This is a genomic window from Thauera aromatica K172, assembly GCF_003030465.1.
In the GTDB taxonomy this organism is placed as follows: domain Bacteria; phylum Pseudomonadota; class Gammaproteobacteria; order Burkholderiales; family Rhodocyclaceae; genus Thauera; species Thauera aromatica.
In genome coordinates, this window is record NZ_CP028339.1 from 2,433,788 (window position 1) to 2,457,260 (window position 23,473).

Below are 23,473 nucleotides of genomic sequence, written 5' to 3' on the forward strand. Positions count from 1 at the left end.
CAACATCCATGGACCCGAATGCCGCACAGACGTTCACCATCGGCCTCCTGGCGCGCGCCGCCGGCGTCGGCGTCGAGACCGTCCGCTACTATCAGCGCCGCGGCCTGCTCGCCGAGCCCGCCCCCGGCTGCGGTGCCTACCGGACCTACGGCGCAGCCGAACTCGCCCGCCTGCGGGCGATCCGCCGCGCCCAGCAGCTCGGCTTTTCGCTCGAGGAAATCGACGGCTTGCTGGCGCTCAACGCCGACACCGACCGCGAGCGCGCCCGCGCCGCCGCCCAGGCCAAGATCGAGCTGATCGAAGCCCGCATCCGCCAGTTGCAGGACATGCGCGACGCCCTGGCGGAACTGGTGCACTGCTGCCGCCACAGCGATGCCGCCACCCCGTGCCCGATCCTGCGCGCACTGGCGGGGGAAGCGGCCGCGCCGGATTGACCGGGCGGGTTCTCCCGCACCGGGCACGGGCGCGACCGCTCAAGGCATGATTTCGACGTATTCGTAGACTTCGCAGGCGGTGATCTGCCTTCTCACCGGCAGCGTGGCGCGGGCGAACCAGGCCTGCGGGTCATGACGGTCGATCTCGCGGCCGATGAACTTCAGCAGATCGCAAATCGGCTCGACGACGTTGGCGCGGTAGCGCGCGTCTTCCTTCACGTAGCCCAGCCAGAGGTTCTTCATGCAGTTGCGCCGGCACCACGAGAAGGCCTCGCAACTTTCGCAGGGCATCGCCGGCGTGGGTTGCAGCGGACTTTTCTTCAGCCAGTTGCGGCGAACGTCGCCCATTTGCATCTGTGGCACATACATCATGTCCGGGCAGGGATAGATCTGGCCATTGGGCATCACGTTGAGCAGATGGGTCGACACGCGGCACTGGGTGAGACCGGCGTAGAGCTCCTGCGCGCGCGTGGGCAGGACCTTGTTGCGCACGATGCCCATCAGCGGAATCAGCGGATAGAGGGCGTCGCTGCGGGCGAAGAATTTCTCGATCAGCGGCACAAGCACCGCCTTGCGCTTTTCGACCGCATCGCCGGCGTACATTTCGTCGGCGACGAACTGCCAGTAGAGATAGTCGAAGGCGCCCGCGCTGGAGACCAGTTCGTCGAGTTCCTCGAACGTGGTGTCCGGGTTGCCCCAGGTAACGCGCGCGGTGACACTGCCGCCGATCCTGTCGTGTACCTGGCGCAGGTTCTTCAGCACCTGGCGGTAAATGCCGCGGCCGCGGTAGCCGTCGGTGGTCGCCTCGCCGCCGTCGATGGAGACGAGGATGTTGGACAGCCGTGCCAGCGCCCACTCGGGGACGCCGTCGAGCAGGGTGCCGTTGGTCTGCAGCTGGTAGCGGAAGTGCGGAAAACGCTGCATCACTTCGAGCATCATCGGCAGGTTCAGTGTCGGCTCGCCGCCGTAGAAGGTGACATACACCTCCTTGCCACGCAGATGGGTGTCGACGAAGGCGGCGAGCTCATCCACGCTGTATTCGACATGGGTCTGCGAGCCGAGGACTTCGCCGACCCCGAGCGAACAGTAGGTGCACTTGAGATTGCACTTGAGCGTGGTCAGCAGCTGGAGTTCGACGCGGCCGCCGACGATGGGGTCGCAGTCGGAATGAGGAGCCGCACTGACGGGAGAAAGCTGAACCTGATCCATGTCGTTCGATTGCTGCGCAGCGGTTGCGGGCCGCGGAGTTTACCCCGTGCCGCACGGGCTGGGAACGGTGGCGCACACGCCAGAACACAGCGGCGCGCAGCCCCGATTCACACGCAGACCACCCCGCGCCACAGTTCGCCGCCGAGCGTGGGCGCATGGTAGAGACCGAACAGGCCGAAGCCGAGCACGAGCAGGCCGGACACCAGCCGCACCCTGCGGTCGCGGCTGAAGGCACGGAAACGCTGGAACAACAGGCCCGCCAGCAGCAGGTTGGGCAGCGTGCCGAGGCCGAACGCCAGCATCAGCCCGGCGCCACGCGCCCCCGAACCGGTGACCAGCGCGGTGGTGAGGATCGAATAGGTCAGCCCGCAGGGAATGAAGCCCCACAGCAACCCGAGCGGCAGGGCCTGCCGCACCGAACGCGCCGGCACGAAACGGCGAGTCGCAGGCTGGATGCGCCGCCACAGCACATGCCCTGCCCGCTCGATCGGCGCCAGCAAGCGGGTGAAGCCGATCAGGTAGAGCCCGAGCGCGGCCAGCATCAGGTTCGCCAGCACATACAGCGTCAGCTGCACTGGCAAGATGCCGTCATAGACCATGCCGATCGAGCCGAGTGCGCCGGCGAGCGCGCCGAGCGCCGCATACGTGGCGACACGACCGAGGTTATAGGCCAGGTGCAAGGGCCATTGCGCCCCGCCGTGCGGCGTCCGTACCTGCAGGGTGAGGGCGCCGACGATGCCGCCGCACATCGACACACAGTGCGTGCCGCCGAGCAGACCGATCAGGAAGACGGCGAAATAACCGGTTTCGGGCATGGGAGATTCGGGGGCGGAAATGGCCGAGCCGGCATTTTACGCCGCAGCGCAGCACCGTGCCCGCCCCGATCGTGCCGCGAGACCGGCTCAGATCACCCGTGAGTAGCGTGCGCGCTCGCGATCGGCGCGCAGGTAGCGGTCGAACACCATCGCGATGCCGCGCACCAGCAGGCGGCCGGCCGGCTGCACGGTGATCCAGTCGCCCTCGATCTTCACCAGTCCGGCCTTTTCCATTTCCTTCAGGTCGGCGAGCTCTTCGGCAAAGTAATCGCGGAAATCGACCAGATGCGCGATCTCGATCGACTGCATCGACAGCTCGAAATGGCACATCAGCGCCTGGATGATCGCGCGCCGCAGCAGATCGTCGGCGGTCAGCTCGATGCCGCGCAACACCGGCAGTTCGTCGCGATCGAGAGCGTCGTAGTATTCGTCGAGCGTCTTCACGTTCTGCGCATACACCGGACCGATCTTGCCGATCGCCGACACGCCGAAGGCGAGCAGGTCGCATTCGGCCTGCGTCGAATAGCCCTGGAAGTTGCGGTGCAGGCGCCCCTGGCGCTGGGCGACGGTGAGTTCGTCGTCGGGCTTGGCGAAGTGGTCCATGCCGATGTAGACATAGCCCGCTTCGGTGAGGCGGCGGATGCCCAGTTGCAGCAGCTGCAGCTTGGTGTCGGCGCTGGGCATGTCGCTGGAATGGATGCGGCGCTGCGGCTTGAACAGCCCGGGGAGGTGGGCGTAGCTGTAGAGCGAGATGCGATCGGGCGAGATCTGCAGCACCTGCTCGAGGGTGCGATTGAAGCTGATCACGTTCTGCTTGGGCAGGCCGTAGATCAGGTCCATACTGACCGACTTGAATCCGGTCTGGCGTGCGGCATCGATGACGAGCTGGGTTTCCTCGAAGCTCTGCACGCGGTTGACCGCGCGCTGCACATCGTCGGCGAAGTCCTGCACACCGACGCTCATGCGGTTGAAACCGAGCTCGGCGAGCAGCTTGACGGTATCGAAATCGACCTTGCGCGGATCGACTTCGATCGAGTACTCGCCGTTGGGAACCAGGGTGAAATGCTCGCGCACCGAGGCCATCAGCTGGCGCATCTCGTCGTGGGAAAGGAAGGTCGGCGTTCCGCCGCCCAGGTGAAGCTGCGTCACCTGCCGGCTTCCCTCCAGGCAGGCGGCCTGCATTTCGATCTCTTTTGCGAGATATTTCAGATACTTGGCCGAACGCCCGTGATCCTTGGTGATGATCTTGTTGCAGGCGCAGTAGTAGCAGATCGTGTTGCAGAACGGGATGTGGAAGTATAATGAAAGCGGTTTGCTTACCCCGCCGATCGCCCGCTTTGCCAGCCAGGCCTTCAGGGCATCGGCGTTGAAAGCCTCGACGAAGCGGTCCGCTGTCGGATAAGAGGTATACCGCGGCCCGTTGATGTCGAATCTACGGACCAGTTGCGGATCGAAGAGGAGTTCGTTCTGGCTTTTCATGATCTAGCTGCTGCTGTGTGTGACGAACAATGGCAGAACGCCTGATTTTTTTGGTTGACGTGGGTCAACGGGTGTGGAATGCCGGGCACCCGGAGTCTCCATCGGGGTCATTTATCGGAGAGGCCGGATTATCGTGCAGATGAGGGCGACAGTGCCAATTACCGTAAGCGGACTCAAGTCTGCCTGTTCGCAGTGCAATCTGGTCGAGCTGTGCCTGCCTTTCGGGCTCTCCAACCGCGAGCTGAACCGGCTCGACGAGCTCGTCGGTGCACGACGCAAGATCAAGCGCCAGCACAACCTCTACCATGCCGGCGACCCGTTCGAGGCGATCTACGCCATCCGTGCCGGATCGTTCAAGACCGACGTGCTGCTCGAAGACGGCCGCGAGCAGGTCACCGGTTTCCAGATGACCGGCGAGATCCTCGGACTGGACGGAATCAGCGCCGAAATCCACTCCTGCAATGCGGTCGCGCTCGAAGACAGCGAAGTCTGCGTGATTCCTTACGACAAGCTCGAACAGATGTCGCACGAGGTCGAAGGGCTGCAGTTGCAGTTCCACAAGGTAATGAGCCGCGAGATCGTGCGCGACCACGGGGTGATGATGCTGCTCGGCTCGATGCGCGCCGAGGAGCGCCTGGCGGCCTTCCTGCTGAACATGTCGCAGCGGTTCACCGCACGCGGCTTTTCCGCCCAGGAGTTCAACCTGCGCATGACGCGGGAAGAAATCGGCTCCTACCTCGGCCTCAAGCTGGAAACGGTGTCGCGCGCGTTCTCGCGCTTCCAGGACGAAGGCCTGATCGCGGTGCAGCAGAAGCACGTCCGCCTGCTCGAGCCGGCGCGGCTGAAAAGCCTCATCCAGCACCAGCCGGGCGCGCGCTGAGCGCTGCCGGCAAAGGCCCTCGCCGCTCGGGATCAGGCGAGGAACCCCGCCATATTCTTGGTGATGGCGATCGATACGATCCAGGCGTACACCATCAGCGCGCCAGCAAACGCGGTGGCTCGCACCGCCGGCGTCCGGCCGCGCTTGAGCGCCACGGTACCCAGGAGAATGTAGGCGATCAGCCCGAAGACTTTTGCCGTGACCCAGCCCGCCGCGAACGGGTATTGTCCGATCATCGTCGCGAGGCCGATCGCACTGAGCAGCAGCAGGCTGTCGATGACATGGGGCAGGACTCGGGTCAACCGCCGCTGGAGCAACGGATTGCCGGTAAACATCCACAGCCCGCGGAGCAGAAAACCTGCGGCGCTGAGCACCACGCAAGTCACATGAAAATGCTTGATCGTGTAGTACATCCGTCCTCTTTTAACCAAAGAAACCCGTGTGCCGGTGCCAGCCCGCGCCCCGGCCTCGATTAGAATTGCGCCTCGATACGGAGAGCCCGACGATGCCCCCCCATGCCCCGCTCGACATTCCTACCCTGCTCAGGCGGATCCCCCTGTTCAGCGAACTGTCCGACACCGACATCGAGCGCGTTTCGCGCTACACCCGCGAACGCCACGTCTCGCGTGGCGAAGTGCTGTTCCAGCGCGGCGACCAGCCGCACGGGTTCTACTTCGTGGTCTCGGGCCAGGTCAAGCTCGCCTTCTCGTCGTCCCAGGGAACGGAGAAAGTCGTCGAGATCATCGGCCCGATGCAAAGCTTCGGTGAAGCGGTGATGTTCATGAACCACCCCTACCCGGTGTTTTCCGAAGCGCTCAGCGATACCGTGCTGGTACATGTCAGCCAGGCGGTGGTCAGCGAAATGATCGAACAGGACGCGACCTTCGCCAGCAAATTGCTCGCCGGCCTGTCGATCCGGCTCCACGGCCTGATCCAGGACGTCGAAACCTACTCCCTGCGCTCGAGCATGCAGCGCGTGATCGGCTACCTGCTCCAGGTCGCCGACAGCGATGAGCCCTGCGAAATTTCGCTGCCGACGAGCAAGCAGGTGATCGCCTCCCGGCTCAACCTCACCCCCGAAACCTTGTCGCGCATCTTTCACGATTTGAGCGAAGTCGGCCTCATCAGCGTACAGGGCAAGCGCATCACCCTGCACAACCCTGCCCGCCTGTCGCGTTACAACACCTGAGCACGCAGTCCCGCCCTTCCCCCCCCTGCGCCCGATCAGCCGCCCGGGCGTGCCCCAGCGACGCTCCCTCCGCGTTCGCGGCACGCCTCCTGCCCCCCCTCGCTCATCGCCGCGCCTGCTCCCGGGACGACCCGTCCAGGTAGTAGGGCACCAGCGCCTCCGCCACCGTCAGGGCGGGCCAGCCGAGCTCGCGCTCGGCGGCGGCGGCAAGCGCGGCCGCCGCTTCGGTCTCGCCATGGACGACGAAGGTCCTGCGCGGCGGCGCCTCGAAATGGCGCAGCCAGTTCAGCAGCGCGGGCTGGTCGGCGTGCGCCGACAGGCCGCCGATGGTGTGGATCCGCGCCCTCACCGCGACGCGCTCGCCGAACAGGCTGACTTGGCGCGCGCCATCGACCAGGCGTCGCCCGAGGGTGCCGGCAGCCTGGAAACCGGCGATGACGACCGCGCATTCGCGGCGACCGAGGTTGTAGCGCAGATGGTGCCTGACCCGCCCTGCATCGCACATCCCGCTCGCCGAAATGATCACCAACCCGCCGCCGACGCTGTTGAGCGCCATCGACTCCTCGACGTCCTGGACGAAACGCAGCCGGAAGCAGTCCGTGTTGCGCTGCATCCAGGCGTACAGCTCACGCGTTTCGTCGTCCCACAGGTCGGCGTGAAGAACCGTGAGCTGGGTCGCCGCGGCGGCCATCGGGGAGTCGACCACGACATCGAGCCGGTCGATGCGCCCCGAACGCACGAGATCGGCGAGCACGAACAGCATTTCCTGGGTGCGGCCAACGGCAAAAGCCGGAATGATGACGTTGCCGCCTGCCTGTTTCAGGGTGTGGTGCAGGATCGTGGCGAGTTCCGCGCACGTTTCCTCGAAGGATCGGTGCGCACGATTTCCGTAGGTGGATTCGATGCACAGGTAGTCGGCACGGCGAATCGGAGTGGGATCCTGCAGCACCGGGCGCATCGGCTGGCCGAGGTCACCGGACACGACCAAGCTGCGCGTACGCCCGTCTTCGGCGATCTCGATCTCGATCACGGCGGAGCCCAGGATATGCCCGGCATCGCGAAAACGGCAACGCACTCCGGGCCCCGGCTCGTACGCCGTGTCGTAAGCTACGGCACGCAAACGCCCCAGGCTGGTCCGCGCCTGCTCCACGGTATATAGAGGTGTCGGCTCCACCCAGCGCCGGGCCTTGCGCGAGCGGGCATTGCGCAGTGCCCATTCGGCCTCTTTTTCCTGGATGTGCGCCGAGTCCATAAGCATGACACCGAGCAGGTCAACGGTGGCAGCGGTGGCATGGATGAGGCGTTTGTAACCGAGCGCCACCAGCCGCGGCAGCAGCCCGCTGTGATCGAGGTGAGCGTGGGTGAGGAGGACGAAGTCGATCTCCCGCGGGCCGAAGTCGAGGGCCTGCCGGTTCTTGCGCGCGGCCTCCCGTCCCCCCTGGAACAGACCGCAATCGACAAGGAAACTGCCGCCCTCGTGATCCACCCGCAGGCAGGAACCGGTCACTTCCCCGGCCGCCCCATAAAAAGTGAGTTTCATGTCCGCACCTCGGCTCTGGAGGGAACTGTGCGACAGTCGATCGCATGCTTGTTTGATCCTCGTCAATCATTGCAAACGGCTCGCCATCGCTATAATCGGAACACCAACAACCGAATGGGACGCGTCGCCATGTTCAAGCATATCCTCGTACCGACGGATGGATCCGCCCTCTCCGAAGCGACGGTCGCTCGTGCCGTATCCTTCGCCAAGGAGGCGGGGGCGAGAATTACCTTCTTTTACGCGCAACCCGACTTCCCCATGCCGATCTACGGCGAAGGCGCCCTGATCGACCCCACGACGCCGGAGCAGTTCGCCAAGTCTGCCGCCGCCGAAGCGGAAGGCATCCTCTCGAAAGCCAAACAGACCGCCGACGCCGCCGGCGTCTCGGCCGACACTGACACCCTGGTCAACGAAGTTCCCTACGAAGCCATCATCGACGCCGCGGACCGCCACGGCTGCGATCTGATCTTCATGGCCTCGCACGGGCGCCGCGGCATCGCCGGGCTCCTGCTCGGCAGCGAAACGCAGAAAGTGCTCACTCACAGCAAGACCCCGGTCCTGGTCTGCCGCTGACCGCGGCCGACGCGAACGGCGCAGGGCGGGAGGGCTCCGCACCGGAGCCCTCCCGCCCTGTTGTCGATCTCGGCGGGCTATTTTTTGCGGTTGAGCTGGTTCGCGGAACGCTGCAGGAAAACCGTGCCCAGGCTCGACGCCGCGCAGAGCAGCCAGAAGCAGAAGAAAGCGATCGAATACGTGGCCAGCGGCCCGAAGTCCACAGGCTCGCCGAACAGGTAGAGCGTGCGGGGATCGATCACGAGGAAAAAAACCGCTTCAGCGATGGCCGCGACCAGGAATGAGGGCCACAGCACCTGTATCCACTTTTGCATCGGACCTCCCTCTCGTCGTTTGCGTCATCCCGGCGTGCTTGCACGGCGGAAATCACGCATCCGGAGCAATCGTGATTGCCGCCTCGGCCGGCAGGTAGGCCGTTCCGCTCATACGCCAATGACGCGCTTCGTCTTCGAGGACGAACAGCCAGCGCCCCGTACCCAGCGTCTTCAGCCCGGTCTCGAACACGCCTCCGGTCCCACTGACGACATACGACTGATCCTGCCCCCCGCGCGTCGGATGGACGATGGTCAGGACGATCCGCTGCGGCACATCGGCGGGAACTGCAGCGCGCATTTCGATGCGGATCGATTCGCTGCGCACCTGCAAGGCGGCGATCAAACCCAGCTCGCGGGCGCGCTCGACCCGTTCGATGGTGTGCACGATCGCCCGCCCTTCCTTGTAGTAATCGTCGACCACCATGCCATCGAAGGTCTTCGCCGCGATCACGAACGTGATCAGGCCGGCGATCACCGCGATCGCGGGAAACGCGATCAGGAACCACGGCCACCCCTGGCGATACCAGGGCGGAGGCGTTTTTTCGATCAAGCTCGTATTCATCTCAGCGCGGAATCAGGAAAGTCGTTTCTTCTCTAAGGCTCAGCCCCGGATCGTCTTCGGCGGTAATGCGAAAGGCGACGGCATTGGCGCCGGGCTGGCCGGCATCGTAGGGAGCGAGCACCTGCACGGTGAGCGCTCCGGTCGCCGCCGGAGCAACTTCGACCCGCTCTCCGCTGCCGATCCGGACTCCGGGCAGGCCGGACACTTCGAGGAGGAAGGTGCGCGGCACCTCGGTCATGTTCATCACCTGAAGGCGGTAGACATTCTCGATCAGCCCGCCTTCGATCTCGCGCCCGAGCGAAGCGCGGTCGCGGATGATGTCCACGCGCAAGGGATCGCGCACGGCCAGCCCCCAGACGAAGGCGATGCAGACCAGCGCCAGGATGGCACCGTAAATCAGGGTGCGCGGGCGAAACACGTGAGCGACGATTTCCTTGCGCCCCCAGTGCTTTTTGACCGCGTTTTCGGTCGAGTACCGAATCAGGCCGCGCGGGTAGTTCATCCTGTCCATCACCTGGTCGCAAGCATCGATGCACGCCGCGCAGCCGATGCATTCGTACTGGAGGCCGTCGCGGATGTCGATGCCGGTCGGGCAGACCTGGACGCAGATGCCGCAGTCGATGCAGTCGCCCTTGCCCACCGTCTTCGGATCGATGCCTTTCTTGCGCGCTCCGCGCGGCTCGCCCCGCTCCTCGTCGTAGGTGATGACGAGCGTGTCGGGATCGAACATCACCGCCTGGAAGCGTGCATACGGGCACATGTACGTGCACACCTGTTCGCGCATCACCCCCGCGAAGAGGTAGGTGAACGCCCCATAGAACAGGATCCAGAACAGTTCCCAGGGGCCGAAGCCGAACGCGGGAATGGAACGGAGCAATTCCTCAAGTGGCGAAAAATAGGCGACGAAAGTGAATCCGGTCCACAGCGAGAACACGCCCCAGGCGAGGAACTTGCTCCCGCGGCGCAGCGCCTTGGGTGCGCTCATCTCGGCCCGGTCGAGCTTTTGACGGCGGATATGGTCACCCTCGATCTTCTGCTCGATCCACATGAATATTTCGGTGTACACCGTCTGCGGACAGGCATAGCCGCACCACAAGCGGCCGGCGATCGCGGTGAAGAAGAACAGGGCATAGGCCGAGATGATCAGCAGGACGGCGAGGAAGAACACGTCCTGCGGCCAGAACACCCAGCCGAAGAGATAGAACTTGCGTTCGGCGAGGTGGAACAGCACCGCCTGCCGGTCATTCCACGACAACCAGGGCAGGCCGTAGAAGACGAGCTGGGTGATCCACACCATCGCCCAGCGCCAGTTGGCGAACACGCCGCTGACGGCACGCACGTAAAGCTTCTTGCGCGCCGCGTAAAGCGTGTCTTGGGGAGAACTCGTTTGTGCTGGCTGTCGGGATGAGCCGCTCATGGTCGCCTTGCCGGTGGATGCTTGTTGTTATTGTATGAACGCCCGGGAGGGCCCCCTCCTCCCGGGATGTAACTGCGTTTACCGCTCGAGTCGGCGGATCATTTCTTGCCGAGGCTCAGTACGTACGCCGCCAGCATGTGCACCTTGTCCTCGCCGAGAAACTCACCGAAAGCCGGCATCTTGTTGCTGCGGCCATGAGTCACCGTTTCGATGATGGTGGCCTCGCTCGAACCGTACAACCAGGACTTGTTGGTCAGGTTCGGCGCGCCCATCAGCGGGTTGCCGGTAGCATCGGCGCCGTGGCAGGCAACGCAGTTGGTCGCGAACACATCCTTGCCGCGCTGGGCGCGCAAGGAGTCGTGGGCGAGACCGGACAGGGAGCGGACGTAGTTGGCGACGTCCTTCACCCCTTCGGCCCCCAGCGCCGGCCCGAACGGCGGCATCACTCCCATGCGCCCGCCAAGAATGGTGGTGCGGATGGTTTCGGGCTCGCCGCCCCACAGCCATTCACCGTCGGTCAGGTTCGGGAAGCTTTTCGCGCCCTGCGCGGCGGAGCCGTGACACTGTGCGCAATAGGTCAGGAACAGGCGCTGTCCGGTGGCGTTGGCTTCGGGGTCGGCGGCGACCGCGGCGAGATCCATCTGCCGGTACTTCGCGAACACCGGCCCGAAGCGCTCGTCGGCAGTCTTCATCTCGGTCTCGTACTGCGCCCATTGTCCACGATGCTGGTTGCGGTCCCCGAAGCCGGGGTAAATCGCCAGATAGACGATGGCGAAGGCGATCGTGATCCAGAACAGGTACATCCACCAACGCGGCAGCGGATTGTTGTACTCGGCCAGCGTCTCGTCCCACACGTGCCCATGCAGTTCCGCCGCGCCTTCCTTGCGCCGGGTCATGTTGGACGCCAGCACGAACACGCAGAACAGGATGGACAGGGTCACGAGGACCATCACATACGCGTTCCAGAAACCGCTGATGAAGTCAGCCATTTGCTTTTCCCTCTTTGTCTTGCCGGCCGCCGATGGCCGGCACGTCGTCATCGCTCAGGGGCAGGCGCGCCGCCTCGTCGAAGCCCGCCTTGGCCTGCGTGCTGTACGCCCAGGCACAGATGCCCAGAAAGCACAGCAGGCCGATCACCGTGAACAGGCTCCGGAAATCGTTGATATCCACGGCGCGCTCCCTCAGCGTACGTTCTGGAGCGCGACCCCCAGCCCCTGGAGGTAGGCCACGACCGCATCGAGCTCGGTCTTGCCTTCGAGCGCGGCCGGCGCGGCGGCGATCTCTTCGTCGCTGTACTTGTGCAGTCCGACCTTGTTCAGCGCGCGCATCTTCGCCTGGATGTCATCGGCCTCGACCGGGCGATCCAGCCAGGGAAAGGCCGGCATGTTCGACTCGGGCACGACGTCACGCGGATTGAGCAGATGCACCCGCTGCCATTCGTCCGAATAACGGCCGCCGACACGGGCGAGATCCGGCCCGGTGCGCTTGGAGCCCCACTGGAAGGGATGGTCGTAGATGTACTCACCGGCCACCGAGTAATGGCCGTAACGCTCGGTCTCGGCGCGGAACGGGCGGATCATCTGCGAGTGGCAGTTGTAGCAGCCTTCGCGGACATAGATGTCGCGTCCGACCAGGCGCACCGGATCGTAAGGCTTGACATCGAGCTGCTTGCCCCCCGGACCGATCGGCGAAGTGGTCGAATGCTGGAAGAACAGCGGCACGATTTCCACCAGGCCGCCCACGCTGACGGTGAGCAGCGTGAGCACGATGAGCAGGAAGACGCTGCGTTCGACTTTGTCGTGTTTCGATTGAGCCATGTTGTCGTTCTCCGATCAGGCGTGGGCGGCCGCGGGGGCGATCACCGGGGCGTCATAGGCCTTCTGGCCGGAAATGGTCTTCGCCATGTTGTAGAACATGATCACCATGCCGGAGAGGAAGAGCACTCCGCCGATGAAGCGGATGGTCCAGAACGGATAGCTGGCCTTGACGCTCTCGACGAAGGAGTAGGTCAGCGTGCCGTCGGGGTTGGTGGCACGCCACATCAGGCCCTGCATCACGCCGGCGATCCACATCGAGGCGATGTAGAGCACCACGCCGATGGTCGCCACCCAGAAATGGGCGTTGATCAGCTTCACGCTGTACATCTCGGTCTTGCCGTACAGGCGCGGAATGAGGAAGTAGACCGAACCGATCGAGATCATCGCCACCCAGCCCAGCGCACCGGAGTGCACGTGGCCGACCGTCCAGTCGGTGTAGTGCGATAGCGCATTGACCGTCTTGATCGACATCATCGGACCTTCGAAGGTCGACATGCCGTAGAAGGACAGGGACGTGACCAGGAACTTCAGGATCGGGTCGGTGCGAAGCTTGTGCCAGGCGCCCGACAGGGTCAGCACGCCGTTGATCATCCCGCCCCAGGACGGCGCCAGCAGGATCAGCGAGAACACCATGCCGACCGACTGGGTCCAGTCGGGCAGCGCGGTGTAGTGCAGGTGGTGCGGGCCGGCCCACATGTAGGTGAAGATCAGCGCCCAGAAGTGCACCACCGACAGCCGATAGGAATACACCGGGCGGTCGGCCTGCTTGGGCACGAAGTAGTACATCATGCCGAGGAAGCCGGCAGTGAGGAAGAAGCCGACGGCGTTGTGGCCGTACCACCACTGCACCATCGCGTCCTGCACGCCAGCATAGGCCGAATACGACTTCATGCTGGTCAGCGACACCGGAATCGCAGCGCTATTGACGATGTGCAGCAAGGCGACGGTGAGGATGAAGGCCCCGAAAAACCAGTTCGCGACATAGATGTGGGAAACCTTGCGCCGGGCGATGGTGCCGAAGAACACCACCGCGTAGGACACCCAGACGATGGCGATCAGGATGTCGATCGGCCACTCGAGTTCGGCGTACTCCTTGGACGAGGTATACCCCAGCGGCAAAGTGATTGCTGCCAGCACGATCACCAGCTGCCAGCCCCAGAAGGTGAACGCGGCAAGGCCGGGAGCGAACAGCGTGGCATGGCAGGTGCGCTGGACGACGTAGTACGACGTGGCAAACAGGGCGCAGCCGCCGAATGCGAAGATCACAGCATTGGTATGCAGCGGACGGAGCCTGCCGAAATGCAGGAATTCATGCGCATTCAGTTCGGGCCACACGAGCTGTGCTGCGGCGATCACGCCGACCAGCATGCCCACGATGCCCCACACCACCGTCATGATGGCGAACTGGCGCACGACTTTATAGTTATAAGTCGCTTGCGATTGCATGTGAGTCACCTCTTTGTTTTGAAAACTTCTGCGAGCACAACCTCATCCCGCCCGGAGCGCCGGAGAACCCGACGCCATGCGCATGCACGGGCCAGATTACGCCAGGGCCGCCCTCCTCGATTGACTTAAATCAATATTCTATTGCAGCGCGGCATGGTTCGGAAGTATAAACTAGACACGATCCAAACCGACCAAAAATAATGCATCTGAGCTGCCCGGTCTTCGTCCCGGGAGGACGCAACGAGGCCGCGGCCGGAAAGCTGCACGAAGCACCAGGCATGCCCGAGCGGGCGAGAAGAAAATGACAAAAGGGAAAAACCTGACCCGGAAAGGCGCTGACGCAGCGCGGGATCGGAGAATCGAGGCGATGGGGAGGACGGGGGCTACAGACAAAAAAAGGGTGCGTATGAACGCACCCCCAACCCCAACAGAGAGACAAAACTACGGGTATCGAACCGGCCGCCCCGGCCGGCTTCACCGATAACCACGGAAGCAGTATGCCCTCTCCCCCGAAGTGCGTGTTGACCTAGGTCAACACGCACTTCATGCCCCCTTCCCGCCGTCCGGTCGCACCACAGATACCGGGCGAACCCCCACAACGGCTGAACGGGCTAAGTCCGCGGCGCGCCATCCTCGTCACCGCCGGCTTGCTCTTTCGCCCGGGGGGAAGCGGCAGGGACATCCCTGTCGTCGAGCAGGACGCGATAGGCCGGTCCTTCCAGGTCGTCGTATTGCCCGCTGCGCAGCGACCACCAGAACAGCACACCGATGACGAACACGAGCACGACCGAGATCGGGATCAACAGGTAAAGGCTTTCCATCCACTTACTCCCGGCAGAGGTTCGGCAGCGCAGCGGTGCGCTGCAGGCGCAAGGCGTTGAGCACCACCAGCAAGGAGCTCGCCGCCATCCCCACGCCCGCCATCCAGGGTGTGACCAGCCCGGCCATCGCCAGCGGCACGGAAGTGAAGTTGTAGGCGAAGGACCACCACAGGTTCTGGCGGATGACACGCAAGGTCTTGCGGGCCAGATCGATGCCCCGTCCCAGACTGGCGAGGTTCTCGTTGAGCAGTACGATATCGGCCTCGTTGCGCGCCAGGTCGGTGCCGCCCCCCATCGCCACCGAGACGTGGGCCTGCGCGAGCACCGGAGCATCATTGACGCCATCGCCGATCATCGCCACTACCGTCCCGGGCTCGCGCTGCAAGTGCACAATACGGCCCTGCTTGTCCTGCGGGCTCATCCCGCCCCGGGCATCGGCAATGCCGAGCGTATCCGCCACCCCCGCCACGACCGGCTGGGCATCGCCCGACAGCACGCTCATCCGGCTTTGCTCGCGGGCGAGACGCGAGACGAGCACGGCCGCTTCCGCGCGCAAGCCGTCGGCGAGCCGGAACAGCGCCTGCCAGCCGACGGGCGACGCCAGCGCCACAACCGTCCCGCCACGGGCGGCAAGCTCCGCGAGTTCGCTCGGCGGCACCAGTCCGGCGCACGCGGCGACATGGTCGGGACGCCCGAGCCACCAGCACTCGCCGTCCACCCAGCCCTGCACCCCTTTCCCGGTTTCCGCCTTGAGCCGCGCGACCGACGGCAGGGCCAAGCCACGCGCCGCCTCGCGCAGGCCGACGGCGACCGGATGCTCGGAGCCCTCCTCGATCGCCGCAGCGAGGGCGCGCAGAGCAGACTCATCCCCCCCGCCCAGCACCCGCACTTCCTCCAGCCGCATGCGCCCGAGGGTCAGGGTTCCGGTCTTGTCGAAAACGAAATGGTTGGCCTTGGCCAGCGTCTCGATCGCATGCCCGCGCGTCACCAGCACTCCCATCCGCGCCAGCGCGTCGGTGGCCACCGTCAGTGCGGTCGGTGTCGCCAGCGACAATGCACAGGGGCAGGCCACCACCAGCACCGAGACACTGACCCACAGCGCCCGTGCCGGATCGATGAGGTACCACCCGATGGCGGTCGCTCCGGCAAGCACCAGCAGGGTGACGATGAAATAGCCCGCGACCCGGTCGGCCTGGGTCGCAATCCGCGGCCGCTCACTGGCGGCACGCTCCATCAGGCGACGGATCGCCCCCAGCCGGGTGGCGTCGCCGACCTGTTCCACACGCAGCAGCAGCGGCGAGGACACATTGATGCTGCCGCCGGTCAGGGTATCGCCCACTTCCTTCGGCACCGGCATGCTCTCGCCCGTAAGCAGCGCCTCATTGACTTCGCCCTCCCCTTCGACGACCACGCCATCGGCGGGAACGGCTTCGCCCGGGCGTACGCGCACCACATCCCCGGCCGCCAGTTGCACCGTCGGCACCCGCTCGGCATCGGTACGCTCAGGCCAGCCCGCCAGGCGCTCGGCAAAAGAGGGCAGCGCCTTGCCCAGCTCCTCCACGCCGCGCACTGCCTTCTGGCGCGCGAGCATCTCCAGGTAACGCCCGCCGAGGAGGAAGAATACGAACATCGTCACCGAGTCGTAATACACCTCGGGGCCATGGGTCAGCGTCGCCCACAGACTGGCGAGAAAGGCGCTCCCCACGCCCAGCGCCACCGGCACATCCATGCCCAGCCGGCGCAGGCACACGTCGCGCCAGGCGCGCTGAAAGAAGGGCGCGGCCGAATACGACACCACCGGCAGGGTCAGCACCAGGCTCGCCCAGCGCAGCAGCAACTCGATGTCCGGCGTCAGCTCACCATCCCCCGCGACGTAGGCAGGAAAGGCGTACATCATGACCTGCATCATGCCGAAGCCGGCAACGAACAGCCGCCACAGCATCGAGCGCCGCTCGCGGCCGGCGATCTGCTCGGAGCGTTCGGCATCGTAGGGGTAGGCACGGTAGCCGATCGCCCGGACCGCGGCGAGGATGTCGGACAGCTTTATCCGGCGCTCGTCCCAGCGCACACGGGCGCGCCGGGTAGCGTAGTTGATCTGGATCGCCGACACGCCCGGCAGGCGGGCAACGTGGTTTTCGTTGAGCCACACGCAGGCGGCGCAGGTAATGCCTTCGAGAATCAGCGCAGCTTCACGCTCCTGCTCGCCCACCGGGCGCACGAAGCTTTTCTGGAAATCGGGGTGATCGAACAAACCGAGTTCCTGCAACTCGGCCGGCATCGCTTCACGGCGGCGCTCGGGCATGGCGTCGCGGTGGCGGTAATAGTCGGAGAGGCCGTTATCGACGATCGATTGGGCAACGGCTTCGCAACCGACACAGCACATCCGCCGCGGCGCACCATCCACGCGCACGAAGTGCTGCGTAGCGGATGGAACGGGCAGGCCGCAGTGGTAGCAGTCGCGGTCGTCGGCCGCATCGGCTGCGGCCACAGGCAATTCGGCGGTGGTCATGGGTGCGAATGCAGCGCCGCTGTCGCAGCAAGCACAAGCAGCGGGAGCAGAGCCAAAACGGGATCTTCTTTTAGCACATCCGCCACGCCTTCGCTATTGCAGCGCAACATGAACCGGCTGCGATGCGGCACGAACATCGGAAGGAAAAAGGCCAGCCCCGAAGGGCTGGCCTTTTTCCTTGTATCCGCTGGTGCCGGCAAGAGGAGTCGAACCCCCGACCTTCGCATTACGAATGCGCTGCTCTACCAACTGAGCTATGCCGGCGAAGAGCGCGGACTATACAACAGAGCACGCGATCGGTTCAACCACTACGAAGCACCGCCTTGCACACCGGGCTCTGAGCTGCAGTGCAACACCCGCAGCGTGCGTCGAACCCTTGCCGGGACGCGCGGCAGACGCTGCGTCACCGGCTCGCCGCCGAGCGCACCAGCCAGAAGTGCGGGTAAACCACGACGAAGAAGTATTCAATTTTCTTTTCGAAGCATCTTCTGTTTTCTATGGACCTCCATTACACTTCGTCCCCATTCGGGGCGGAGGAGACATGCCCAGACCAGAACGCGGCGCCGCGGGTCGGTTTCGACCCGCGGCAGCACGCGCGATCTGCGGCTCCCGCCGGCACTTTGCCGAATCGATAGCCCTGCTCCGACCTACCCATGCCCGGCCTCGACCTTCTCGACATCGCCCTCATCGGCATCGCCGCCTTCGCGGCCGGTGCGGTCAACTCGGTCGCCGGCGGCGGCACCTTCTTCTCCTTTCCCGCACTGCTCGCCGTCGGTGTCCCCCCGGTCATCGCCAATGCCAGCAATTCGGTGGCGCTGTGGCCGGGCAGTCTGGCCGGCGCCTGGGCCTTTCGCCGCGAACTGAAGCGTTTCTCGAAAAGCCTGCCGATGCTCTCGGTGGTCGCGTTCCTCGGCGGGATCGCCGGCGGCCTGTTGCTGCTGGCGACCTCCAACGCCGCTTTCGCCAAACTGATTCCCTGGCTGCTGCTGGTCGCGACCGTGCTGTTCGCCTTCAGCGGACAGATTTCGGCACTGGTGAAGAAATGGAAACCGGCGCCGGACGGCGCGGACGAGCGCCATATCGGCCCCGGCGGCTACGTGTTCCAGCTGGCGGTGTCGATCTACGGCGGCTTCTTCGGTGCCGGCATGGGCATCCTGATGATCGCCGCGCTCGCGATCCAGGGCTTCAAGGACGTGCACGAGATCAACGCCCTCAAGAACTGGCTGTCGGCGGTGATCTACAGCGTCGCCGTCGCCACCTTCGTGCTCGCCGGCGCCGTGTCCTGGCCGCACACGCTGGTGATGATCGCCACCGCCACGGTCGGCGGCTACTGGGGCGCGGCGGTGGCGCGCAGGGTCCCTGCGCTGTGGCTGCGCCGCTTCATCATCGGTGTCGGCGGCCTGCTGACCCTGTACTACTTCGGCAAGGCTCTCTGAGCCGATGCTTGCCGCCCTGACCCTTCTGCTCGTTTTCCAGCTCGCCGGCGAAGTGCTCGCCCACAGCTTTGCCCTGCCGATCCCCGGCCCGGTGATCGGCATGGCACTGCTGTTCGTCGCCCTGCTGCTGCGCGGCGGTCCCGGTGAGAATTTGCGCCAGACTTCGGGCCAGCTGCTGCAGCATCTGTCGCTGCTGTTCGTGCCCGCCGGCACCGGCATCGTCCTCTACGGCGAGCGCATCGCCGCCGAATGGCTGCCGCTGGTGGTGGCGATGGTGGCCAGTACATTGCTGGCGATCATCGTCACGGCGCTCCTCCTCCAGGCTCTCGCCCGCCGCCGCCGCGACCGCGAGGGCGTTCGATGACCCCGCAGTTCGAGGAAATCTGGGTCTATCTGTCGGCCTCGCCCCTGCTCGGGCTGACGATGACCCTGCTCGCCTACCAGGCGGCGTTCCAGATTTACCGCCGCCTCGGGTTTCACCCGCTCGCCAACCCGGTGCTGATCGCGGTGGCGCTGCTCGCCAGCCTGCTGCTGCTCACCGGCACGCCCTACCAGACCTATTTCGATGGCGCCCAGTTCGTACATTTCCTCCTCGGCCCGGCCACCGTCGCCCTGGCCATTCCGCTGTATGCACAATGGCCGAAGCTGAAGGCGCTGGCCGCCCCCCTGACCCTCACCCTGGTCGCTGGTTCGCTGACTGCGGCACTGTCGGCCTGGGGCATCGGGGCGCTGCTCGGCGCCAGCCGCGAATCGCTGATGTCGCTCGCCCCCAAGAGCGTCACCACACCGATCGCGATGGCGGTCGCCGAGCGCCTCGGCGGCCTGCCTTCGCTGACTGCGGTGCTGGTGATCAGCACCGGCATCCTCGGCGCGGTCTGCGCGCGCAGCCTGTTTCTCTGGCTGCGCATCGACGACCACGCCGTACGTGGATTCGCGATCGGCATCGCCTCGCACGGCATCGGCACCGCGCGTGCCTTCCAGGTCAGCGAACAGGCGGGCGCCTTCGCCGCGCTGGCGATGGGGCTGAACGGACTGCTCACCGCGCTGTCCTTGCCGTGGATCCTGCCTCTGGTCGAGCGGCTGTTGATGCGCTGAGCTTCGGCGCGGCAACGCAGCGCCGCCGACCGGGCGCTCATTGAATCCCTGTGACGAGGTTTCCGCGTGCCGAATGCCGTATTCCGCTGGATCGACCGCAACCTGCTCGAACTCGGCCGCGAGATGCGGCTGTCCTTCCTGCCGCCGCTGATGGTGTATTGCGCCGCCGGCGTTTCCGGGCTCACCGGCATCGTCGGCACCTTCTTCGTCAAGGATTACCTCGGCCTGTCGGCGGCCTTCCTCGCCGCCCTCGGATTCTGGGCCGGCATACCGTGGGCGCTGAAGATGCCGATCGGCCACCTGGTCGACCTGATGTGGCGGCACAAGGCCGGGCTGGTGTATTTCGGCGCCCTGCTGATCGCGGCGAGCCTGGCGATCATGATCGGTCTCATCGGCCATCCGGACGCGATGCGCGCGCTGATGCCGGTCGAGGCCTGGTTCGTGCTGTCGGTGCTGCTGTCGCCGGTGGGCTACGTGATGCAGGACGCGGTGGCCGACGCGATGACGGTCGAGGCGGTGCCGCGCCTCGACGAGTACGGCCAGCCCATTCCCGCCGACAGCGTGCGCCTGATGCACACCACGATGCAGATGCTCGGCCGCGTCGCCATCATCGGCGGCACCGTGCTGGTGTCGCTCGCCAACGTCGTGATGTTCCAGGGCTCGGAAGGTCTTCCCGAAGCGGACAAGGTGGCGATCTACCTGCGCATCTACGAGCTGGCGCTGATCATTCCGCTGCTCTCGGTGAGCGGGGTGCTGCTCGGCGGCTTCCTCAAGCGGCGCGAGGCGAGGCGGCTGGCCGCACTCGGGCGCAGCCGCACCGAGATCGACCGCCTGCTCCACGAACCGGAAGAAAAAACCGCGCCCAACGGGTGGATCCTCGGCGGCAGCGCAGTGTTCGTGGCGCTGACCGTCGGCATCGGCCTGTCCGGCATCGAATATGGCCAAGAGATCATCTTCGCGACCTCGTTCACGATCATCTCCTTGATGATCGCCCGCCTGCTGCGCGAACTCTCGACCGAAGCCGCGCGCACCCTGCTCGGCACCGTGATCGTCATCTTCGCCTTCCGTGCCCTGCCCGGCCCGGGCGCGGGCGCGAGCTGGTGGATGATCGACGAACTCGGCTTCGACCAGAGCTTCCTGTCGCGCCTCGACCTCATCACCAGCACGCTGACGCTCGCCGGCCTGTTCCTGTTTCGCCGCTTCATGGCGGAAAAGTCGATCGCCGACATCGTGATCTTCCTGACCATCGCGTCCACGCTGCTGTCGCTGCCGATCATCGGCATGTACCACGGCCTGCACGAATGGACCGCGGCGCACAGCGGCGGCATCGTCGATGCGCGCTTCATCGCCATCGCCAACACCGCGCTCGAGTCCCCGCTCGGCCAGGTGTCGATGGTGCCGATGCTGGCCTGGATCGCAAACTCCGCGCCGCCGCACCTGAAAGCCACCTTCTTTGCGGTGATGGCCTCGTTCACCAACCTCGCCCTGTCCGCCTCGCAGCTCGGCACCAAATATCTCAACCAGCTGTACACGATCGCGCGCGAGATCCGCGACGCGGCGAGCGGGGTGATCACCATCCCGGCCGATTATGCCGAGCTCGGTTCCCTGCTCGTCACCGTCACCCTGCTCGGCCTGCTCCTGCCCCTGGCGGCGATCGGTCTGACCCGGCTCGCCGGCCTGCGCAGCGCATGAGAACGCCCGCCGGCCGCTCGCCGGCAGGGGGCCTCGATGCGGGACCGGCGCAAGGACAGGGGCATCGAAAACGGACATCCATTGCCTTCCGCTTCCTGCAGGCGGACACTTGAAGCCATTCAACCCGGAGGGAGGCGAACCATGACACCCAGCTCGGTACACGACATCCGCAACCTCGCCCTGCTCGGCCACGCCGGCAGCGGCAAGACCACGCTGGTCGAAGCCCTGCTCGCGGCAGCAGGCGAGATCGGGGCCAGCGGCAGCATCGAGCGCGGCGACACGGTGGCCGACTTCGACCCGCAGGAAAAGGCCATGGGCCATTCCCTGCACACCGCGCTGGTGCATCTGGAGTGGGCCGGACACTGGATCAACCTGCTCGACACCCCGGGCCTGCCCGATCTCGCCGGCCGTGCCCTGCTCAGCCTGCCGGCGGTCGATACGGCGGCGATCGTGCTCAGTGCCACGGCCGGCATCGAGAGCGGCACGCGGCGCATGATGACCGCCGCCAAAGGCAAGTGCCGCATGATCGTGGTCAACCGGATCGATGCCGCAGGGATCGACTTCGCCGCCCTGATGGAATCGGTCAGCGCCACCTTCGGCCGCGAATGCCTGCCGATCAACCTGCCCTCGACCGACGGCAGCCGGGTCGTGGACTGCTTTTTCGCCCCCGACGTGTCGGCATCGACGGCCTTCTCCACGGTTTCCGCCGCCCACGACGCCCTCGTCGACCAGATCGTCGAGCTCAACGAGGCGCTGATGGCGCAGTATCTCGAACAGGGCGAGTCGCTCGACCCCGAGCAGTTGCACGCCCCCTTCGAACGCGCCCTGCGCGAAGGCCACCTGATCCCGCTGTGCTTCGTCTCGGCGCGCAGCGGCGCCGGGGTGCCCGAACTGCTCGACATCCTCGGCCGGCTCGCTCCCGATCCCACCGAGGGCAACCCGCCGCAGTTCCTGAAGGGCGAAGGCCAGGCTGCCGCACCGGTCGAAGTCGCTCTCGACCCCGACCGCCATGCCATCGCCCACGTCTTCCAGGTCGCCAACGATCCTTACCGGGGCAAGCTCGCGCTGTTCCGCGTGCACCAGGGGCAGCTCACCCCCAATTCCCAGCTCTACATCGGCGACGGGCGCAAGCCGTTCAAGGTCGCCCACTTGCTGCGCATGCAGGGGCGCAACGCGGTCGAAACCCCACTTGCCGTTCCCGGCGACCTGTGCGCGGTGGCGCGGGTCGACGAGATCCAGCGCGACGCCGTGCTCCATGACTCGCACGACGAGGATTACCATCATTTAGGTTCCGCTCCCGACTACCCGCAACCAGTCTTCGGCCTCGCGCTGATGACACGCAAGCCGGCCGACGAGCAGAAGCTGTCCGAAGCGCTCGCCCGCCTCACCGACGAGGACCCCTGCCTCGAAGTAAGCTTTGATCCGCGCAACCGCCGTACCGTAGTCCGCGGGCTGGGCGAACAACACCTGAAAATCGTGCTCGAGGAGCTCGCTGCGCGCTGGAACCTGCAGCTCGACACCGCCACCCCCAGCATTCCCTACCGCGAGACGATCTCGATCGTCGCCGAGGCGCGCTACCGCCACAAGAAGCAGAGCGGCGGCGCCGGCCAGTTCGGCGAAGTCGCGCTGCGCGTCGAACCGCTGCCGCGCGGCAGCGGTATCGAGCTGGCCGACGAGGTCAAGGGTGGCGCAATCCCGACCAACTTCATGCCCGCGGTGGAAAAAGGCGTGCGCCAGGCTCTCGCCGAAGGGGCGTTGGCCGGTTTTCCGCTCCAGGACATCCGCGTCGTGGTCATCGACGGCAAGCACCATGCGGTGGACTCGAACGAAGTCTCTTTCGTCACCGCCGGCCGTCACGCCCTCATCGAGGCCGTGCTCGCCGCCCAGCCGCTGGTGCTCGAACCGCTGCTCGACGTGCAGGTGAAAGTGGCCGATGCGCTGTTCGGCGAAGTCAGCGCCGAACTGGCCGGACGGCGCGGCCGCCTGACTGCCACCGACAGCCCGGCTCCGGGCTGGACGCTGATCTCGGCGCGCGTGCCGATGGCCGGGCTGGAAGGCTTCGAAAGCCGGCTGAAAGCGATCTGCGCCGGAGAAAGCGAATTCGTTCTCGAAGCCGGCGGCCATGAACCCGCCCCACGCGACGTACAATCCGAACTCGCCCGCATCCATGCCAACGGCGGCAACAACGGAAACGGAAACGGCCCGCACTGAGCACCGTGCTGTGGCCCGGCGCCCCCACCCGGGC

At 65.4% G+C, this 23,473-nt stretch carries 23 protein-coding genes and 1 tRNA gene; 9 read left to right on the forward strand and 15 right to left on the reverse strand.

Annotated features, from left to right (window positions below; genetic code table 11):
• The first annotated feature begins 8 nt into the window (after positions 1 to 8).
• The gene (locus Tharo_RS11560) at positions 9 to 434 is read left to right on the forward strand and encodes a MerR family transcriptional regulator (RefSeq protein WP_107221329.1); all 426 of its coding nucleotides are present in this window, start codon (positions 9 to 11) and stop codon (positions 432 to 434) included.
• A gap of 39 nt (positions 435 to 473) precedes the next feature.
• Here the strand turns inward: Tharo_RS11560 and Tharo_RS11565 are convergent, their stop codons facing one another.
• The 3 genes from Tharo_RS11565 to hemN form a co-directional block, all read right to left on the reverse strand.
• Positions 474 to 1,643, reverse strand: a complete 1,170-nt coding sequence (locus Tharo_RS11565; RefSeq protein ID WP_107221330.1) for a radical SAM/SPASM domain-containing protein — start codon at positions 1,641 to 1,643, stop codon at positions 474 to 476.
• 107 nt (positions 1,644 to 1,750) lie between these two features.
• Positions 1,751 to 2,458: a sulfite exporter TauE/SafE family protein gene (locus tag Tharo_RS11570; protein ID WP_107221331.1), complete on the reverse strand. Its 708-nt coding sequence runs from the start codon at positions 2,456 to 2,458 to the stop codon at positions 1,751 to 1,753.
• A gap of 87 nt (positions 2,459 to 2,545) precedes the next feature.
• The gene (hemN, locus tag Tharo_RS11575; protein ID WP_107221332.1) at positions 2,546 to 3,937 is read right to left on the reverse strand and encodes an oxygen-independent coproporphyrinogen III oxidase; all 1,392 of its coding nucleotides are present in this window, start codon (positions 3,935 to 3,937) and stop codon (positions 2,546 to 2,548) included.
• A gap of 139 nt (positions 3,938 to 4,076) precedes the next feature.
• Here hemN and fnr point away from each other — a divergent pair, with 139 nt between their 5' ends.
• Positions 4,077 to 4,817, forward strand: a complete 741-nt coding sequence (gene fnr, locus Tharo_RS11580; RefSeq protein ID WP_107221333.1) for a fumarate/nitrate reduction transcriptional regulator Fnr — start codon at positions 4,077 to 4,079, stop codon at positions 4,815 to 4,817.
• Between the two features lie 32 nt (positions 4,818 to 4,849).
• On the opposite strand, the gene Tharo_RS11585 is transcribed toward fnr, so the two are convergent.
• Positions 4,850 to 5,230 (reverse strand): SirB2 family protein, encoded by a 381-nt coding sequence (locus Tharo_RS11585; protein ID WP_107221334.1) that lies wholly within the window; start codon positions 5,228 to 5,230, stop codon positions 4,850 to 4,852.
• Between the two features lie 92 nt (positions 5,231 to 5,322).
• Between Tharo_RS11585 and Tharo_RS11590 the strand changes: the two genes are divergently transcribed.
• Positions 5,323 to 6,006, forward strand: coding sequence for a Crp/Fnr family transcriptional regulator (locus Tharo_RS11590; RefSeq protein WP_107221335.1), 684 nt, complete (start codon positions 5,323 to 5,325; stop codon positions 6,004 to 6,006).
• 103 nt (positions 6,007 to 6,109) lie between these two features.
• On the opposite strand, the gene Tharo_RS11595 is transcribed toward Tharo_RS11590, so the two are convergent.
• Positions 6,110 to 7,546 (reverse strand): MBL fold metallo-hydrolase RNA specificity domain-containing protein, encoded by a 1,437-nt coding sequence (locus Tharo_RS11595; RefSeq protein ID WP_107221336.1) that lies wholly within the window; start codon positions 7,544 to 7,546, stop codon positions 6,110 to 6,112.
• Between the two features lie 129 nt (positions 7,547 to 7,675).
• Between Tharo_RS11595 and Tharo_RS11600 the strand changes: the two genes are divergently transcribed.
• Complete coding sequence (locus tag Tharo_RS11600) at positions 7,676 to 8,119, forward strand: universal stress protein (protein ID WP_107221337.1); 444 nt, start codon at positions 7,676 to 7,678, stop codon at positions 8,117 to 8,119.
• Between the two features lie 77 nt (positions 8,120 to 8,196).
• Here the strand turns inward: Tharo_RS11600 and Tharo_RS11605 are convergent, their stop codons facing one another.
• From Tharo_RS11605 to Tharo_RS11650, 10 genes are all read right to left on the reverse strand, one after another.
• Complete coding sequence (locus Tharo_RS11605) at positions 8,197 to 8,433, reverse strand: hypothetical protein (RefSeq protein ID WP_107221338.1); 237 nt, start codon at positions 8,431 to 8,433, stop codon at positions 8,197 to 8,199.
• 52 nt (positions 8,434 to 8,485) lie between these two features.
• Positions 8,486 to 8,995 carry a FixH family protein gene (locus tag Tharo_RS11610; protein WP_107221339.1) on the reverse strand — a complete coding sequence of 170 codons (510 nt, stop codon included), beginning with the start codon at positions 8,993 to 8,995 and terminating at the stop codon, positions 8,486 to 8,488.
• A gap of 1 nt (position 8,996) precedes the next feature.
• Positions 8,997 to 10,412, reverse strand: a complete 1,416-nt coding sequence (gene ccoG, locus Tharo_RS11615) for a cytochrome c oxidase accessory protein CcoG (protein WP_107221340.1) — start codon at positions 10,410 to 10,412, stop codon at positions 8,997 to 8,999.
• Between the two features lie 98 nt (positions 10,413 to 10,510).
• Positions 10,511 to 11,401, reverse strand: coding sequence for a cytochrome-c oxidase, cbb3-type subunit III (gene ccoP / locus Tharo_RS11620; protein WP_107221341.1), 891 nt, complete (start codon positions 11,399 to 11,401; stop codon positions 10,511 to 10,513).
• Complete coding sequence (locus tag Tharo_RS11625) at positions 11,394 to 11,582, reverse strand: cbb3-type cytochrome oxidase subunit 3 (RefSeq protein ID WP_107221342.1); 189 nt, start codon at positions 11,580 to 11,582, stop codon at positions 11,394 to 11,396. Before Tharo_RS11625 ends, ccoP begins: the two co-directional genes overlap by 8 nt.
• 11 nt (positions 11,583 to 11,593) lie before the next feature.
• Positions 11,594 to 12,229 (reverse strand): cytochrome-c oxidase, cbb3-type subunit II, encoded by a 636-nt coding sequence (gene ccoO / locus Tharo_RS11630; RefSeq protein ID WP_107221343.1) that lies wholly within the window; start codon positions 12,227 to 12,229, stop codon positions 11,594 to 11,596.
• A 15-nt stretch (positions 12,230 to 12,244) separates the two neighbouring features.
• The gene (ccoN, locus tag Tharo_RS11635; protein WP_107221344.1) at positions 12,245 to 13,675 is read right to left on the reverse strand and encodes a cytochrome-c oxidase, cbb3-type subunit I; all 1,431 of its coding nucleotides are present in this window, start codon (positions 13,673 to 13,675) and stop codon (positions 12,245 to 12,247) included.
• Positions 13,676 to 14,286: 611 nt separating this feature from the next.
• Positions 14,287 to 14,496, reverse strand: coding sequence for a cbb3-type cytochrome oxidase assembly protein CcoS (gene ccoS / locus Tharo_RS11640; RefSeq protein WP_107221345.1), 210 nt, complete (start codon positions 14,494 to 14,496; stop codon positions 14,287 to 14,289).
• A 4-nt stretch (positions 14,497 to 14,500) separates the two neighbouring features.
• Positions 14,501 to 17,005 (reverse strand): heavy metal translocating P-type ATPase, encoded by a 2,505-nt coding sequence (locus Tharo_RS11645; protein ID WP_107221346.1) that lies wholly within the window; start codon positions 17,003 to 17,005, stop codon positions 14,501 to 14,503.
• Positions 17,006 to 17,193: 188 nt separating this feature from the next.
• A tRNA-Thr gene (locus tag Tharo_RS11650) sits at positions 17,194 to 17,269 on the reverse strand.
• Positions 17,270 to 17,658: 389 nt separating this feature from the next.
• Between Tharo_RS11650 and Tharo_RS11655 the strand changes: the two genes are divergently transcribed.
• The 5 genes from Tharo_RS11655 (at position 17,659) to fusA (ending at position 23,439) form a co-directional block, all read left to right on the forward strand.
• Positions 17,659 to 18,441, forward strand: a complete 783-nt coding sequence (locus tag Tharo_RS11655) for a sulfite exporter TauE/SafE family protein (RefSeq protein ID WP_107221347.1) — start codon at positions 17,659 to 17,661, stop codon at positions 18,439 to 18,441.
• Between the two features lie 4 nt (positions 18,442 to 18,445).
• On the forward strand, positions 18,446 to 18,805 hold the full coding sequence (locus Tharo_RS11660; RefSeq protein ID WP_107221348.1) for a CidA/LrgA family protein: 360 nt from the start codon (positions 18,446 to 18,448) through the stop codon (positions 18,803 to 18,805).
• Positions 18,802 to 19,536 (forward strand): LrgB family protein, encoded by a 735-nt coding sequence (locus Tharo_RS11665; RefSeq protein WP_107221349.1) that lies wholly within the window; start codon positions 18,802 to 18,804, stop codon positions 19,534 to 19,536. Before Tharo_RS11660 ends, Tharo_RS11665 begins: the two co-directional genes overlap by 4 nt.
• Positions 19,537 to 19,659: 123 nt before the next feature.
• Positions 19,660 to 21,228, forward strand: a complete 1,569-nt coding sequence (locus tag Tharo_RS11670) for an MFS transporter (protein WP_425444955.1) — start codon at positions 19,660 to 19,662, stop codon at positions 21,226 to 21,228.
• Positions 21,229 to 21,369: 141 nt separating this feature from the next.
• Positions 21,370 to 23,439 carry an elongation factor G gene (gene fusA, locus Tharo_RS11675; RefSeq protein ID WP_107221351.1) on the forward strand — a complete coding sequence of 690 codons (2,070 nt, stop codon included), beginning with the start codon at positions 21,370 to 21,372 and terminating at the stop codon, positions 23,437 to 23,439.
• Positions 23,440 to 23,473: the final 34 nt, after the last annotated feature.